Below are 16,571 nucleotides of genomic sequence, written 5' to 3' on the forward strand. Positions count from 1 at the left end.
TCCCTACGCCTCAAATGCGGATTGGTTTCTCCAAAACAAGGCAGCGGAAAGATCTGCCCATCAGGGCCGGGTGGGTGAGTGAGTTAAACTGGCGCATGGTGGCGGCGTCAGGCGGCCTTCCTTCGAGGCTCTGAAGCCATCTCGTCGCCATGCGGCCCAGCAGCCTGCCCTGAAGGTCATAGTCACGCTGAACAAGGCCGCACCGTTCGGCTTCATCGATCAGGCGCGTGAAATTGATGTGCGTGGTGAGGTCGCAGCTGCCGAGGTCTGCCAGCACATGGCCGTCCATCTGGTGCTGCTTGTAACGGCGGATGGTCCCGCTGGCGCGTGAGTCGGCGAAGAACTCGTCCGCATCGAGCCCGTAGTCGGCGATGAAGACGGTTCCCTGAAATGCCGCCTGGGCCAGGGTGCGAATCCACTCATGCATGGCAAGATTGACTTCCAAGGTATGACCGGTTTCGAGATCCTGCGGCAGGTGTTTCACCTCCGTTTCGAGCTCTGCGCACGAGCAGGCACCCGGGATGAATCGAAAACTTTCAGCGCCGTCCGCTTCGACGAACAGCTCCTCCCAGCGCTCCCCGTTCCAGCGCACAAGATGTACCGGGAAGGCGTCCGGCAGCTCATTACAGATAAAAAAGCCATGGCGGGGGCCCGTTTTCAGCGCTTCAAGGCTTTCCACCCATGCAACCCGCCCACCCAGGCGCTTGCGCTGAGCTTCACGATAGTTCGGGTTCGGCTCCACGATCAGGTAGCGCAGGCGCTCGCCCTCCAAGGCGTCCAAGACATCCTCGGCCAGCTGGCCGTCGTGCGCCCCTTGTTCGATGATCGTAAATGCTTCCGGCTCCCCCAGTTTCCGCCACTCCTGCACCGCCTGCATGGCCAGCAGTTTTCCATACAAGGGGCCGACACTGACACTGGTGAAAAAATCGCCCTGGCGGCCGATTTTGCGAGGCCCTGGGCCATAATAACCATGCTCAGGATGATAGAGCGCCAGTTCCATGACCTGTGCAAAGGGCAGCCTGCCAGATGGCGTGGCGGAGAGTTTTTCTCGGAGAATCTGGGGCAGGGAAGACATGCGATGCACGGGAAAGAACTGGCGCGGAATGTGAAGGGCGGGTAGTTTTACCACCCTACTTTCTTCCTAGCCATGTTCCGTGATGATCCCGATCCCCAGCCTGTACGCAACTGGCGTGGCGAAGCCGGCCTTAAACTGCCATTCTACCGCCGTGGCTGGTTCAGTGCGCTGGTGGCCTTTGCCCTGCTCTGCCTGGTGTCAGCGTTTGGCGTTTACAGTGTCATCGTGGCGCCGCTGCGGCGGGATGCGGAGAAGTATGATCTCGAAGAGCTCAAAAAGCTGGAATCTGCGAGCATCATCTTTGACCGTGATGGCGATGAAATGGCCCGCCTTTACGTGCTGAACCGCACTCCGGTGCCTGTCACGGATGTGCCCCAGCATTTCATCGACGCCCTCGTGGCACAGGAAGATTCACGCTTCTTCAAGCACGACGGGGTCGACTACATCGGTCTGCTCCGTGCGGTGAAGGAAAACATCGTGGCCCGTGAGGTCACGCAGGGGGCGAGCACCATCACACAGCAGCTTGCCAGGCAGACGTTCAAACTTCTCGAACGCAGCTACAAGCGCAAGATCCTCGAGGCCTTCATCGCCCAGCGCATCGAGAAGCACTTTTCAAAGACGGAGATTTTGGAGCTATACCTGAACCGCATCTTTTTCGGGGTGAATTTTTACGGCGTGCAGGCGGCGGCGCGCGGCTACTTTGGCAAGGACGTCAAAGAGCTCACTGTCGAGGAGTCAGCCACCATTGTGGGACTGATCAAGAGCCCGAACAACATCCAGCCGGTCAAGCATCCCCAGCGTGCCATGAAGGAGCGCAACTACGTGCTCGAACGCATGTCCATCGAAGGCACGCTGACCAAGGAAGAGGCGGCAAAGCTCAAAAAGAAGCCGCTCGTGACAGCGCCGCAGAGCTCTGACCCCCGGCTGAGCTATGTCTTTGATGCCGTGCGCAGGGAGGTCGTGGATCTGGTGGGTGAGGAGCGTGCCTCCATCGGCGGTTTCAAGATCTACACCAGCATCGACCAGGATCTGCAGAAGGCCACCGAGGAGGCTGTCAGCAAGCGGCTGGCTGAGGTCGAAAAACGCCCGGGCTACGAGCACCAGACCTTCGCCCAGTTCCGTGCCATCATGACCGACTACCGCGCACGCATGAGGCGTGGCGAAATCGACCCCGCCACCCCGAAGCCGCTTCCAGAGTATCTGCAGGCTGCCGCCATGATGATCGACAACAAAGATGGCAGCATTCTGGCCATGGTCGGAGGACGTGATTTTGGTGACAGCCAGTTCAACCGCGCCACGGATGGAGTGCGCCCGGTGGGCACGGCCTTCACCCCGCTCGTCTATGCGGCTGCTTTCAGCAGCCCCGGGCTCTATCCCGGGACCAAGGTCGATGACGCCCCTCTGGACAACCGCCGTGTGATGATCGGCGGGCTGACCGGGATCCTCGGGGAATGGGGGGCCGAAGTGGACAATCCAAAGTGGACCCAGGCCCCCATGAGCTCGCGCGAGGCTCTGGTCCAGGGCCGCAACTCCGCCACGGTGCGCTTGGGCGAGCGCGTGGGTGTACCCATGGTCAAGCAGGTGGCGCAAAAAGCCGGCATCAGCTCTGAAATGCGTGACTACCCCTCCACCTTTCTCGGGGCCAGCGAAGCACGCCTGAGCGAGATGTGCCTGGCCTATTCCAATTTCCCCACGCTGGGCAGCCGCCCGCAGAAGCTGAATCTCATTCAGCGCATCACGGACAACAACGACAAGGCGGTGTTTCAAATTTCCGAGGCCGCCCTGCGCAGCGTGCAGAGCATGGACCCCATCGCTGCATATCAGACGCATACATGCCTTGTGGATGCGTTGCATCGGGGCACTGGCAGCCCTTCGGTCAGCGACTACAAGCTGGGTGAGTTTGTCGCAGGCGGCAAAACCGGGACGCACTACGAATTCAAGGACCTCTGGTTCCTGGGATACACATCGGGAGTCACCTGCGGAGTATGGGCGGGTTTTGACAAGCAGAAGACCATCTATCCCGGTGCCTTCTCCAGCCGCATTGTACTGCCGGTCTGGGTGGATATGATCAATGCCAGCGCCACACGCTTTGTGCCGCAGGAGATCCAGCCGCCGCAAACTGCGGAGCGGGTGGAAATGTGCCAGCGCAGTGGCATGCGCGCCACCGACTACTGCTACGAGAAGATCAAGGGGCCCGATGGCCGCGAAAAATCCGTGCGCTCCACTTACTTTGAATACCTGCGACCTGGCACACCGCTGGAAGGATTCTGCAACCTGCATACCGGCGAGGGGCTGCCGGTCGAGATCAAGCAGTTTGGCTATCAAAACCCCGTCAGCAGCTTTGGCGCCGCCCCAATGGTCGCATCGACAGCTCGCTGGGTCCACATCGAACCGGTTCGCATGAAGGCGCTCACCGTCATCGGTGACGACCCCTACAACTCCGAGCAGGCCGTTCCTCGTGCCGCCCCCGTGAACGATGACGGCACACCAATCCGCAAAGCCATCCCGGTCGATGCCGTCGAGGCTCCCGATGAAGAGGGGCCCAAGCTCAAGCTCGCGCCTCCTCCTCCGATGAAGATTGATCTGTGAGGATCACCGCAGCAGCATCTTCCCTTTCTCGGCATCAAACTCGTTTTCCCACTTGGCCACCACCAGCATGGCCAGCGTGTTGCCGATGAGGTTGGTGATGGCCCGGGCTTCGGACAAAAACCGGTCAATGCCGAGGATGAGTGCCAGCCCCGCCACCGGGATCGTGTGCGTGGCCCCGAGCGTGGCGGCGAGTGTGATGAAGCCGCCGCCTGTGACGGCTGCGGCGCCTTTGGAAGTCAGCAGCAGAATGCCCAGAATACCCAGCTCCTGCGCCAGGCTGAGCGGGGTGTCTGTGGCCTGTGCTACAAACAGTGCCGCCATCGTCAGGTAGATGCTGGTGCCGTCCAGATTGAAGGAGTAGCCCGCCGGCAAAACGATGCCTACAACCCCCTGCGAGCAGCCGCTTTTCTCCATCTTGCGCATCAGGCCCGGCAGCGCGGCTTCCGAGGACGAAGTCCCCAGGGTGAGCAGCAGCTCCTCCTTGATGTGCTTCAGCACCTTCCACAGGCTGAAGCCGTTCCACCAGGCAATGGCTCCTAGGACGACGAAGACAAACAGCACACAGGTGAGATACACGCAGCCCATGAGCAGCATGAGGTTGCCCAGCGCGCCAAAGCCGTATTTGCCGATGACGAAAGCCATCGCTCCAAAAGCGGCGAGCGGCGCGGCCTTGGTGACGATGCCCACAATCCCGAAAAACATCTGCGAGACGGCATGCAGCAGGTCCACCACCGGCCTGGCGTGGTGGCCCATCCGGGCAAGCGCGACTCCGGACAGAATCGCGATGAGCAGCACCTGGAGGATCTCCCCTTCGGAAAACGCGCTCACAAAGGTCTTGGGGATGATCTGCATCAGGTGCCCTACGACGGTCACCTTCTCACCCGCCTTGGTGTAGGTGTCGAAATCCTTCTGGTCTTCAGCGCTCAGCACGATCTCCGCCGGGTTCATGTGCATGCCAGACCCCGGCTGCACCACTCGCGCCACCATCAGGCCAATGACCAGCGCCACCGTGGTGACCACTTCAAAATAGACCAGTGCCTTCCATCCCACGCTGCCCAGCTTTTTCAGATCTCCCATGCCGGCGATGCCGTGCACCACCGTGCAGAAGATAATCGGGGCGATCAGCATCTTCACCGCATTCACAAAGGCCACCCCCAGGGTCTTGAGCGGAACGGCCTCCGCTGGCCAAAAGGCCCCCATCAGAATGCCCAGCACGATTCCGACGAGCACCTGCACATAGAGATTTTTCAGCCATTTCATGGGCGCGGATGCTGGCAGGTCCGGTGGCAAAAGCCAAGAGGCATTCTTGCACCCTCCGCCGGGCGTGCTAGGCTGACCGTCCTCCAAACCACCAATCCGCAAGCAACATGGGCAAAACACTCTTTGAAAAAGTCTGGGACTCGCACGTCGTCGGCACCCTCGACAATGGCCAGACACAGCTCCTTATCGACACGCATCTCGTCCATGAAGTGACCAGCCCCCAGGCCTTTGGCATGCTGCGCGACCTGAACCTCAAGGTGGCCTACCCGCACCGCACCTTCGCCACGGTGGACCACATCGTGCCGACAGACAGCCAGGTTTCCCCCTTCGCCGATCCTCTGGCCGAGGCCATGATCCAGGAGCTGAACAAGAACGCCAAGGAGTTTGGCATCACCTATTTCAGCCTCGCCAGCGGCAAGCAGGGCATCGTCCACGTCGTCGGGCCCGAGCAGGGTATCACCCAGCCCGGCACCACCATCGCCTGCGGCGACAGCCACACTGCAACCCACGGCGCATTCGGAGCCATCGCCTTCGGCATCGGCACCACCCAGGTGCGCGACATCCTGGCCACGCAGACCATGGCGCTGGGCAAGATGAAGGTGCGCCGCATCAATGTGGACGGCCAGCTCCGCCCCGGCGTGTATGCCAAGGATGTGATCCTTCACATCATCCGCCTGCTGGGTGCCAATGGCGGCATCGGCTACGCCTATGAGTATGGCGGCAGCCTGTTTGACGCCATGACGATGGAAGAGCGCATGACCGTCTGCAACATGAGCATCGAAGGCGGTGCACGCTGCGGCTACGTGAATCCTGACGAGAAGACTTTCGAATACCTCAAGGGCCGCCCCTACTCCCCCACCGGCGAGGCTTGGGACGCAGCCGTGGCCAAGTGGCGCGCCGTCGCCTCGGACAAGGACGTGGTTTATGACGATGTGGTGAACATCAAGGCCGAAGATGTGCCGCCCACGGTTACCTGGGGCACCAGCCCTGACCAGGCCATCGCCGTCACAGAAAACGTGCCGACTCCTGATAGCGCCACCACCGAGCCCGCCCGCATCTCCATCCAGGACGCGCTCGACTACATGAAACTGCCCGCTGGCAAGCCGATCAAAGGCACCAAAATCGACGTCGCCTTCATCGGTTCCTGCACCAACGGCCGTCTCAGCGACTTCCGCGAAGTGGCGAAGTTCATCAAAGGCCGCAAGGTGGCCGCTGGCGTCAAGGCCATCGCGGTTCCTGGCTCCCAGATCGTCGATACCCTTGCCCGTCAGGAAGGTCTGCATGAGATCTTCAGCGAGGCCGGCTTTGAATGGCGCGGCGCAGGCTGCTCCATGTGCCTGGCCATGAACCCTGACAAGCTCGTCGGTGACCAGCTCTGCGCATCCTCCTCGAACCGCAACTTCAAGGGCCGTCAGGGCAGCACCACCGGGCGCACCGTTCTCATGAGCCCCATCATGGTCGCCGCCGCCGCCCTCACCGGCAGCATCGCCGACGCACGCGAGGTCTTCACCATCGCGGGTTGATCCGGAATCCAGTTCCATGAAAAAGGTGCGGATCTCGCGATCCGCACCTTTTTTTATGAGATTCATGAATCCAGAAGCGCGCTCGGAGCGGATGGTGAATGATCTGTGAAACTCGTGGCCCTCTTACTGGCACTCATCCTTCTGTCTCTGCTGGCGCTGAACGCCTGGCTCATGTCACCGACACGTTGGCAGTGGCAGTTGCAGCTGGCCACCACGGAGCTGGGCCATTGGCTGGCTCTGCTGAGCTTGGTGCTCATCTATCCTGCTCTTCAGCATTCTCGCTGGCCGGCCGTTTTTTGCCTGCTGCTTGCCGTGGTGTTCTTCATCCCCGCCTTGCAGGCACATCGCATTGCCGCAGCGCAGGGGCTGCGCTTCTCCTGGCTGCGCCTCTGGAAGCCGGTGCATGCGGAGAAGTATCAGGTGCAGAGCGAGCGTCGCACCTTCTGGCGGGAAGGGGAGGAGTCGCTCGATGTGGTGATCTACCGGCCGCAGGGCGTGGGCAAGGAGCTGCCCTGCCTGCTCATCGCCCACACCGGCGGCTGGGACAGTGGCGATCCCGGCGAGTTCACCAGTGCAAACACGGAGCTGGCATCTCATGGCTACGTGCTGTGCTCCTACGGCTACCGTCTGGCGCCAAAGCACCCCTGGCGGGCTCAGGCGGAAGACACCCGCCGCGCCTATGAATGGGTGTGTGCGCATGCGGCAGAGCTGGGCATTCGCACAGATCAGATCGTGCTCATGGGACGCTCCGCGGGTGCGCAGATTGCCGCCGCCTGCGCCTACGGCATGCCAGAGCTGAAACTTTGCGCCTGCATCGATGTCTATGGCACGCCCAACATGTACCTCGCCCGCGAGTGGTCGGTGCCGAATGATATTTTGGATTCTTTGACACTCGTGCGTCAGTACATGGGCGGGGATCCTCACGAGGTGCCAGAAGCCTACCGCACCGCCTCGGCCACAGAGTTTCTTGATCAGCGCAGCCTGCCCACGCTCATTCTGCATGGCTCGCAGGATTCCCTCGTCGGCATTGGCCACAGCCGCCGCTTTCACCAGCGGCTCGCCGGGAGTGAAGAGCATTGTTTCATCGAGATGCCCTGGGGCACGCATGGCATGGATTTCTTTCCGGCCACTCCAGGCGGGCAGCTCTCCATTTCTGCCATTGTGCGCTTCATGGAACGATTTGCCTGCGGTGCGCCGTAATGGAGCGAGGACTTCAGTCCGCAGCACTCCGCCACGCCTCATCGTTCTATGCACTCCCATCGCCACCTTCTTGTAGCAGCGCTCTGCCTGTTCGTTCCCCTCGCAAACGCCGGAGATCTCCAGCTTACTCTCCCGCCAGTGGTTTATGCTACGCCGGACGTGCCGATCAGCATCTACTACGACAACATCGTTCTCACCGAGAAGCCCGAGGACTACCGCTTTGAGTTCAAATGCAAGCTGGGCGCCAGCGAAGATCGCCGCTGGACCGTCACGCCTTCTGACAAGGACATCGGCGACTACCCCCTCGCAGTCACCGTCAAGGATGTCGGCGGCAAAGTGCTGGAACAGGGGCAGACCACCCTGCACATCTCTCCGCGCAAATCGTCCTCCACCAAACCGCTGCGTCTTCTCGTTGTTGGCGATAGCCTCACTCACGCCTCGGTTTATCCGAATGAAATCGCCCGCCTGCTAGCTCTGCCGGGTAATCCCAAGGCCACACTGCTCGGTACGCACAAGCCGGCAGGTGCCAAGCCTGGTGTTGCGCATGAAGGTTACGGCGGGTGGAAGTGGTCTGACTTCCTCATCAAGTTCGCTCCGGAGACTCCCGGAGTCGCAGCAGGTCCGCTCGCACGCAAGGCCACCAGCCCCTTCATCTTCCCCTCGGCAGACGGCAAAAAAGGCGACTTCGACCTGCTGCGCTATTTTAAGGAGCACTGCGATAATCAGCCGCCCGATGTCGTCACCTTTCTGCTTGGCATCAATGACTGCTTCGGGGCTGATCCGAACAACCCAGATGCCAAGATCAACGAGGTGCTCGACCACGCGGACAAGCTCCTCGCTGCCTTCCACAAGGCTGCGCCCAATGCCAAACTCGCAGTGGGATTGACTACACCGCCGAATGCGCGTCAGGAAGGCTTCACAGCGAACTACAAGGACAAGTATCCGCGCTGGGGCTGGAAGCGCATCCAGCACCGCATCGTGCAGCTCATGCTCAAGCGTCTCTCCGACCGCGAGAAGGACGGCATCTTCATTGTCCCCACGGAGCTCAACCTCGATCCTGTCGATGGCTATCCGAATAACAATGGTGTGCATCCCAATCCCGTCGGCTATGCCCAGATTGGCGCGAGCTTCTACTCGTGGATGAAATCGAAGCTGTGAAGGGGGGGGCTACTTCGCCACGCTCTTCCTCCACCCGTTCACTCCTTCACGGAACAGCTCGTCCTTCAGCTTTGTGCCCAGGCCCGTTCCCGTGGGCAGCTGGGCCTTCCCGTTCACGATGACGGGCAGCGTATCGACCAGCTTGTCGTAGAACGAGCGGATGTGCGCCCGGACCGTCTCCTGAAACACGACATTGGCCGATGACGCCGCGAGATGCAGGCCGCTGAACAGCGTGAGCGGGCCGGTGCAGTCGTGAATCGTCGCGGGGACGTTGAAGGTCTGCGCCATGTCGATGACACGGCGGGTTTCGCTGATGCCGCCGTTCCAGGTGGGATCGACCATGCAGTAGTCGCAGGCCTGTGCTTGCAGCACGCTCAGATATTCTTTGCGCCCGAGCAGCATCTCGCTCGCCGCGATGGGCAGACCGCTCCGACGACGGAAATCGGCCAGCGTGGCCGCGTTGTCCACGCGCAGCACGTCTTCCAGCCAGAGCGGTTTGATCTCGCGCAAAGCTTCGGCGATGCGTTCCGCCGCCGGGAGCTGGAAAAACGCGTGCCCTTCGATGGCGATGTCCATTTTCATGCCCACACGACTGCGAATCTCCCGCAGGGGTTTCATGCCTTCCTCGACATCGGCCCATGAGATGTGCAGACCGCCGTTGCGATGTGCCGCACGATCAAATGGCCACAGCTTCATCGCGGTGATGCCTTCAGCCAGCAGTTCCTCAGCGAGGTCACCGGCGGCAAAATGAGAGGCCCAGTTGTCTTGCAGCGGTCCCTTGCTGCCGATGTCACCATAACCCGGCCAGCCCGGATGACGTGGCGCTTCCGTGGCCCCCGCCAGCGCGCCGTAACTCGGACCGCCGCTCGTATTATACACTGGAATCGCGTCACGCACCGGCCCACCGAGCAGGCGATACACCGGCTGGTTGCAGGCCTGCCCAAGAATGTCCCACAGCGCGAGATCAATGGCCGACAGCGCCCGCATCTCCGCGCCCGGATGCCCAAACGGCGTGCAGCGCTCATAGATGAAGCGCCAGTGCGCTTCAATCGCCAGCGCATCGGCTCCGAGCAGGCGCTCTGCCATCCAATCGTGAATCAATGCTGCGATGGCATGCGGCGTGTAATACGTCTCGCCGCAGCCGATGAACCCGTCCTCCGTGTGAATGCGGACGAGCAGCAGATTTGGCATGATGCCGGACGGAATGGCGGTTTCGATGGCGGTGATGCGTGACATGGCGTGGATCAGTGGGAGAAAATCTGGCGGAACATGGCGAATGAAATGAAGCCGTAAAACAAGGCGCACAGGACGAGCGCGATCTTGCGCCACAGGGGCGGGCGCAGCTCACGCGGCAGCAGCGTGGTGTTGAGATGCAGGATTTGCAGCGCTGAGAAGGCCGTGATGGGTGCGGCGGTGGCCCCGAGAATCATGAGCAGCAGTTTCGCATCGCCAAGGAATGCGCCGAAGCATGCAAATACCGTGAAGCCGAGCAGCAGCAGGCCATAGAGCCGCCCCACCGGCATTTGCTTCGGCACCGCCCCGCCCGCCCATGCAATGTCCGCCACCACGCGGGCCAGCACATCCACATTCGTCAGCGTCGTCGAAAACAGAATCCAGAAGCCGTTCATGAGGCCGAGAATCCAGAAGCCCTCCCACAGCTTGCGCATCTCCGCCGCTTGAAACACACCCGCCGCAACGCCGGTGACCTGCATGCCGGGTTGAAACAAAGACGAGGCCAGGTTCACCATCAAAAACATACCCACGATGCATCCCAGCATCCACAGCCCGGATTGATCAATGATCGCGTAACGCCACCAGTCGCGCCAGCGCTTCAAATTTTCCGCGTTGATCGGAAATACGCTGCCTACGGGGGCCAGTGTCTGCTCCGTGCTCCACACGCCCCCCATGTTGCCCGCTTTGGCAGCCATGCCGAAGCCCTTGTCACGAAACCAGTTGGCGATGGCAAGATTGCCAATGCCGCCGCTGCCGGCGAGCGCTGCAAACACTGCCAGCATCACGAAATCGACCTTCTCAGGAACCACTCCGAACGAGAAGAAGCCTGTCAGCGTGCTGCCCCAGTCCTTGAGTGGTACAAAAGTGAAGTTCACCCACAGCAGAAACCCAAAGATGAAGATGATCATCATCCACGACAACCGTTCCAGCAGCCGCTCGACTTTTTTGCCCGAGGCGAGCACAACAGCTGAGATCAATACGAGCGCTACCGTGATCCACGTCACAGTCGGCGCATCGGCATCCGTCGGTGCACGCCCTTGCATCATCGCAAACGCCACACCTGCGCATCCAGCCGCCGCCGCTGGCATGCCGAGCTGTGCAAAGCCTCCGAGCGCATAAAACACGCCCCACACCCGTGATCCCGGTCGCATCCGCATGAAGCCCGTGAGCACCGGCTCGCCCGTGTAGAGCGTGTAGCGTACCGCTTCGAGATTCAGCAGTGATTGCAGCACAAATGCCAGCGTCGCGATCCACAGCACACTGCGTCCGTGCTGCACCACAAACAACGGCCCCGCGATCCACTCGCCCATCCCAATGGCTCCAACGAGGAGAATGGCTCCCGGCCCGATGGTGCGCAGCGCATTGCGCCAACTGAATGGCAGAGGCGCGGGAAGATCGTCGGACTTCCACGGAGGAAGAGAGCCGTGATTCGGGTTGGATGGCTTCATGTCAGGATGTTGGCTGGCCGGCTTGAACGCTTTGAATCAGCCCGCGCATGTAGCCATAGGCGAACAAACGGCCCATCATGGTGTAGCCGGGCTCGCCCTCTTCCTCGCCGTCGAGCTGCGGCACATGATCGGGACGCATGGGGCCGGTGAAGCTGATGTCGTGATAGGCGCGCATGGCGGCAACCATGTCGGTGGGGCCGTTGTCATGAAACGTCTCGGCAAAACACGCTGCGTTGCCACGCACATCGCGAAAATGAACGTAGCGGATGTGCTTGCCGAGTCGGCGGATGGCGGCCGGAATGTCGGCACCCATCTCCGCAAAGGTGCCCTGGCAGAAACAGATCGCATTGTGCCTGCTCGGTGAGAGGCGCATGAGCCGCTCGAAGTTTTCGACGCTGTTCATGATGCGCGCCTTGCCGGCGAATTCGGCCAGCGGTGGGTCATCGGGGTGCATGACCATCGTCACGCCGTGTTTTTCTGCCACGGGGAGCAGTTCGGCAAGCATGCGCTCCAAGTTCGTCCACAGGGCGTCTGCCGTGATGGTTTCGCCGCCAGCCTGAATTGCTGCCGAGTTCAAAGACATGGCCTGTTGCGCTTCTTTGAGATCAAAGGCGGTCACCAGCGCTCCGCCACGCTCCCTGGCATCCAGTTTGGTTCGCACCCAGTCGGTACCGGCCATGAAGTTGTAGCAAAGCAGCGGGATTTCAGCCTCGCTCATGTGTTCAAGCAGCCGTTTCATCGCCGACATGTCACTCCCGTCGTCCTTGCCGAGCTTGAGCTTCTCGATGGGCAGATAGCCTTCGATGATGCCCAGCTTCATGCCGTGGCGCTCGATTTGTGCTTTGGTTTGCAGCAGAGGCTCCAGTTCCGCCCCTGGGTAACGCACCGTAATCTCTTCGACGCCGCATTGCGCCGCGAGGGCCAGATGGTGATCGCTGAGCGGTGTGAGGACGGAGGCTAGGCGCATGAAAGATGGGTGCAGACTGAACAAACAACGTGGGTGCGCCCGTAGTTTGTGCATGTCGCTCCGTGCTTTTTCGCTCGTCATTCTGTGTGCCAGTGCCGTCCTTGCCGCACCGCCCGGAGCCACGCCTTTGTCACCGCCGGCACCAGCAAAATCCGTGGCACCTCATGTGCCGGCGAATTGGAAAGCTGGCACGGCCACGGTCAAAGTGACGCCGCAGAAGCTTCTCTGGATGGCCGGGTACGCGGCGCGTAAAAAACCTGCCGAAGGCAAGGTGCAGGATCTGTTTGCCAAGGCACTGGCGCTGCAGGACGAGCAGGGAAACAAGCTGGTGTTTGTCACGCTCGATCTCATCGGCGTGCCGCAGCTTCTCAGGCATGATGTGGCGCAGCGCGCGGAGAAGGAGTTTGGGCTGCCGCCTGCCCATTTGGTGATGAACGCCTCGCATACGCACAGTGGTCCTTCGTTGCGCACGACACCTCTGACGGATGCAGACAAGGACAATCTCAAGGCTAAAGATTTGTGGGAATACACGCAGAACCTGCAAAACGACCTCGTTGGACTGATCGGCAAAGCGCTGGCAGATATGCAGCCAGCTCGCCTCACCTGGAACAAGGCGCGCTGTGGTTTCGCGATGAATCGCCGTCGGGATTACACGCTGCCGCCAGATCATCCCAACGCCGGCAAGGCGCCCAATCCGGACGGCCCCGTGGATCATGACGTGCCAGCCCTGCGGATCGAAGCGCCTGATGGCGCGTTGCGAGCCACCCTGTTTGGCTACGCCTGTCACAACACCAGCCTCGGCTTTTACAACTGGTGCGGCGACTACGCAGGCTTTGCTCAGGAATACCTGCAGGAGCACCGCCCTGGCTTCACAGCGCTGTTCTTGATGGGCTGCGGCGCCGATCAGAACCCGTATCCACGCCGCAGCGACGTGGTTCCCGGGGTCACGGATCTGGAGCTTTCCATGCAGCATGGCCGTTCGCTTTCCAACGCCGTTGAAATGGCTCTCGTCGTCAATCCTCGCCCTGTGCAGGGACCGATCCGTGCTGCCTACGAGGAGATCAAGCTCAGCTACGCCAAGGCGGGGCGTGCAGACCATGACTACCCGGTGCAGGTCATCAAGCTGGGCAATGATCTGACATTCATCACCCTCGGCAGCGAGGTAGTGGTGGACTACTCCTTGCGCTTCAAGCGTGAGTTTGCCGGTGCCGCCGGTGCCGCCGGTGTCTGGGTGGCCGGTTATTCCAATGACTACACCGGCTACGTTCCCAGCTTGCGTGTCCTCAAAGAAGGCGGCTACGAAGCCGCAGCCGGCTGGGCGGACAGTGTGGAAGACCGCATCGCCGCCAAAGTTCACGACCTGCATCAGAAGCTTTCCAAATAATCCATGAAGACGCTCACACTCCTCCTCGCCTTCGCTGTTTCGTGCCTTGCTGCCGAGACACCGCTCTCCCTTACGCTTCAGTCCCGCGCCCCTGCTGGCAAGGCGGCTCTGGTCAAAGAGCAGTGGCTGCCCTCACGCACCGCTATCATCGTCTGCGACATGTGGGACCTGCATCACTGCAAGAACGCCGTCACTCGTGAAGTCGAGATGGCGCCACGGATGAATGAAGTTCTCGAAAAGGCCCGCAAGGATGGCGTGCTCATCATCCATGCGCCGAGCAGCTGCATGAAGCCCTATGAAGGCACCCCTGCACGTGAGCGTGCGAAGTCCGCACCTGCCGCTGCTCGCCTGCCGGACAAGATCGCCGAGTGGTGCAAGCAAATCCCGTCCGAAGAGATGGCCGTCTATCCCCTCGACCAAACCGACGGCGGCGAGGACGATGATCTCACCGAGCACGCCGCGTGGGCCAAGGAGCTCGCGGCCAAAGGCCTCAATCCCAAAGCACCCTGGACCCGTCAGATCGCCGTCCTGCGCATCGACCAGGAAAAGGACGCCATCAGCGACAGCGGCGTGGAGATCTGGAATCTCCTCGAATCGAAGCACATCGACAACGTCATCCTCATGGGCGTGCACCTCAACATGTGCGTCTCCGGCCGCCCCTTCGGTCTGCGCCAGATGGCCAAAAACGGCAAGCACGTCGTCCTCATGCGCGACCTGACAGACACCATGTACAATCCCTCGCGCTGGCCCTTCGTCAGCCATGCACGCGGCACCGAGCTCTTCGTCTCCCATGTGGAAAAGCGCATCTGCCCCACCATTACCTCAGACCAGTTCATTGGTGGCCAGCCCTTCGCCTTCAGCGCTGCCACGGCAGGCAAAAAGCGCCTTCAGATCATCCTTCTTGGCGACAGCACCACCGAGGCGAGCATTCCAAAGAAACTCGCCCCAGATGAGCCGCAGATCGAGGACACCCTGCGCATCAAACTGGCCGCCGAGCCCGATCTGCCTCCCTGCGATGTCTACAATGAAGGCGTCAGCGGCGAGTTCATCCGCCGCCTCCTCGACACCCGCTATGACAAGGCGGTGAAAACCAAGCCCCAGGCCGACTACATCTTTATCCGCTACGGACTCAACGACCAGGCGAAGGTCAAAGACTTCAACACCCAGTTTGCGAAAGACTTTCATGAGTTGCTCGAACGTCTGCGCAAAGACCATCCCAAGGCGATGCTCATTCCCATGACGGTCATTCCCTACGCACTTAACAATCTGCACGAGGACATCAATGCGCTCGTCAAGCAGATCGCCAAGGATGAAAAACTCACGCTCTTCGACATCGCGCCACGCTACCTTGCCGAATTGAAAAAGAATCCTGACGGCCTCAATTATCGCCGTTTTCCTCTGTCGAAAATCCCCGAAAACCTCCGTCCCTTCGCCACCCCCTACATCCAGCCCGGTACAGATCCCTCCGTCGTCGTTCTCGACAATCGCCTCGATGGCATCTTCGGCCACATCCCCGGCTGGGCGGGCGACCGCCACCCCAATCTCGCCGGCTACAACGTTATCGCCGACGAAACCGCCAAATGGCTCGCCCCGGTCATTCGCTCACAGCTGGCGGGCAAGAAGTAGCGCGCCGCTACTTTGAGCGAGTCTGGAAGCTGCGGCTGTGCTTCTGCGAAGGTACTATCACCGTGTAGCTCTTCGCATCCGCACTCACCGTGCAGTGGATGTGATGCGCCGCGCAGCCCTCGGCCAGATCACCATGATTCGCGATCATGCTCTTGTCCGCGGTGTTCTCATGGTCATCGCGCATGTTTTCATGCACCTGATACATCGCCTGAATGGTCGGTGTGGTTTTGAGCGCATCCATCGCAGACTTGCTCGTCCCCTTGCGCGGGCCGTTGTTCATCACGGAAACCGTCGGCTGCAGGCTGTGGATCAGCATGGGGTTGTTGCTCACATCCAGTCCATGATGATTCACCTGATACAGATCCACGGTGCCCACGAGGTTGAAAGGGGACACCAGCTTCTCCTCCACATTCCAGGATAGGTCGCCTCCGTCGAAAAACCTGAAATCACCAAATTGCAGCAGCATCACCACGCTGTTCGCATTATCCGTCGTGTCCACCGACTTGGGCGGTACCGAGCCCTTCAGCGGATTCTCCGGTTGGCCCGGGGAGGGGGCGGCGAACTGCTGATTTGCACCCAGGCAGCGCAGGGTCAGCTTGGGGCTGCCCTCGGTTTGTTTCAGCGGCACCACGGCGCCCGCCGCCAGTGTGACACGCTTCTCCACCTTGGCATCCCGATACGGGCGGCTGGTCAGCGTCCAGCGCATGTCCTGCGCCTTGCCATCCGGGCTGCCTTCGGGGATGCCTTTGTCGTAGAGCGTGCCCACGGGCATCAGCTCCGTCAGTTCGGCCAGCCCGCCAAAGTGATCCGCGTGAAAGTGCGTGATGATGACGTGATCAATCCGTGTCAGCCCTGCCTGCTCCTTTGCCACCTTCTGAATGCGCTGCGGATCACGCCCGCCTGGATTGCCCGTGTCGATGAGTACTGACTCCCCGGCCGGTGTCACCAGCAGCGTCGAACCGCCGCCTTCGGAGTCGATCCAGTAGATGTCGAGCGTCTTGTCACGCGCGGAAAGAGTGAGGGAGCAGGCAAGCAGGGCGGCGAGGATGGATTTCATGCAGAAGGGTGATCTGATCACGTGCTGACGGTGCCGGTTCTCTCAAAGACA

The 16,571-nt window shown here is 60.8% G+C and carries 12 protein-coding genes; 6 read left to right on the forward strand and 6 right to left on the reverse strand.

The window, feature by feature from the left end:
- Positions 1-10 precede the first annotated feature (10 nt).
- A complete protein-coding gene (locus ACZ5WW_RS20275; protein ID WP_377162249.1) occupies positions 11-1,075 on the reverse strand; it encodes a class I SAM-dependent methyltransferase in 1,065 nt (354 codons plus the stop codon).
- Between the two features lie 72 nt (positions 1,076-1,147).
- Here ACZ5WW_RS20275 and ACZ5WW_RS20280 point away from each other — a divergent pair, with 72 nt between their 5' ends.
- Positions 1,148-3,664, forward strand: coding sequence for a transglycosylase domain-containing protein (locus ACZ5WW_RS20280; RefSeq protein WP_377162251.1), 2,517 nt, complete (start codon positions 1,148-1,150; stop codon positions 3,662-3,664).
- A gap of 3 nt (positions 3,665-3,667) precedes the next feature.
- On the opposite strand, the gene dctA is transcribed toward ACZ5WW_RS20280, so the two are convergent.
- On the reverse strand, positions 3,668-4,924 hold the full coding sequence (gene dctA, locus ACZ5WW_RS20285) for a C4-dicarboxylate transporter DctA (RefSeq protein WP_377162253.1): 1,257 nt from the start codon (positions 4,922-4,924) through the stop codon (positions 3,668-3,670).
- 107 nt (positions 4,925-5,031) lie between these two features.
- On the opposite strand from dctA, the gene leuC reads away from it, so the two are divergent.
- The 3 genes from leuC to ACZ5WW_RS20300 all read left to right on the forward strand — a co-directional run bounded on the left by leuC (position 5,032) and on the right by ACZ5WW_RS20300 (position 8,805).
- Positions 5,032-6,447, forward strand: coding sequence for a 3-isopropylmalate dehydratase large subunit (leuC, locus tag ACZ5WW_RS20290; protein ID WP_377162255.1), 1,416 nt, complete (start codon positions 5,032-5,034; stop codon positions 6,445-6,447).
- Positions 6,448-6,618: 171 nt separating this feature from the next.
- Positions 6,619-7,647, forward strand: coding sequence for an alpha/beta hydrolase fold domain-containing protein (locus ACZ5WW_RS20295; protein WP_377162257.1), 1,029 nt, complete (start codon positions 6,619-6,621; stop codon positions 7,645-7,647).
- A gap of 48 nt (positions 7,648-7,695) precedes the next feature.
- Positions 7,696-8,805 (forward strand): SGNH/GDSL hydrolase family protein, encoded by a 1,110-nt coding sequence (locus ACZ5WW_RS20300; protein ID WP_377162259.1) that lies wholly within the window; start codon positions 7,696-7,698, stop codon positions 8,803-8,805.
- 9 nt (positions 8,806-8,814) lie between these two features.
- Here the strand turns inward: ACZ5WW_RS20300 and ACZ5WW_RS20305 are convergent, their stop codons facing one another.
- The 3 genes from ACZ5WW_RS20305 to ACZ5WW_RS20315 are packed head-to-tail and all read right to left on the reverse strand — an operon-like array spanning position 8,815 to position 12,453.
- On the reverse strand, positions 8,815-10,041 hold the full coding sequence (locus tag ACZ5WW_RS20305) for a mandelate racemase/muconate lactonizing enzyme family protein (RefSeq protein ID WP_377162261.1): 1,227 nt from the start codon (positions 10,039-10,041) through the stop codon (positions 8,815-8,817).
- A gap of 8 nt (positions 10,042-10,049) precedes the next feature.
- Complete coding sequence (locus ACZ5WW_RS20310; protein WP_377162263.1) at positions 10,050-11,486, reverse strand: Nramp family divalent metal transporter; 1,437 nt, start codon at positions 11,484-11,486, stop codon at positions 10,050-10,052.
- A 1-nt stretch (position 11,487) separates the two neighbouring features.
- Complete coding sequence (locus tag ACZ5WW_RS20315; protein ID WP_377162265.1) at positions 11,488-12,453, reverse strand: mannonate dehydratase; 966 nt, start codon at positions 12,451-12,453, stop codon at positions 11,488-11,490.
- Positions 12,454-12,505: 52 nt separating this feature from the next.
- Here ACZ5WW_RS20315 and ACZ5WW_RS20320 point away from each other — a divergent pair, with 52 nt between their 5' ends.
- Together ACZ5WW_RS20320 and ACZ5WW_RS20325 are read left to right on the forward strand one after the other, a co-directional pair.
- The gene (locus ACZ5WW_RS20320) at positions 12,506-13,837 is read left to right on the forward strand and encodes a neutral/alkaline non-lysosomal ceramidase N-terminal domain-containing protein (protein ID WP_377162267.1); all 1,332 of its coding nucleotides are present in this window, start codon (positions 12,506-12,508) and stop codon (positions 13,835-13,837) included.
- A gap of 3 nt (positions 13,838-13,840) precedes the next feature.
- Positions 13,841-15,463 (forward strand): SGNH/GDSL hydrolase family protein, encoded by a 1,623-nt coding sequence (locus ACZ5WW_RS20325; RefSeq protein WP_377162268.1) that lies wholly within the window; start codon positions 13,841-13,843, stop codon positions 15,461-15,463.
- Between the two features lie 7 nt (positions 15,464-15,470).
- On the opposite strand, the gene ACZ5WW_RS20330 is transcribed toward ACZ5WW_RS20325, so the two are convergent.
- On the reverse strand, positions 15,471-16,520 hold the full coding sequence (locus tag ACZ5WW_RS20330; protein WP_377162270.1) for a ComEC/Rec2 family competence protein: 1,050 nt from the start codon (positions 16,518-16,520) through the stop codon (positions 15,471-15,473).
- Positions 16,521-16,571 lie beyond the last annotated feature (51 nt).

This window comes from Prosthecobacter fluviatilis (genome assembly GCF_055388355.1).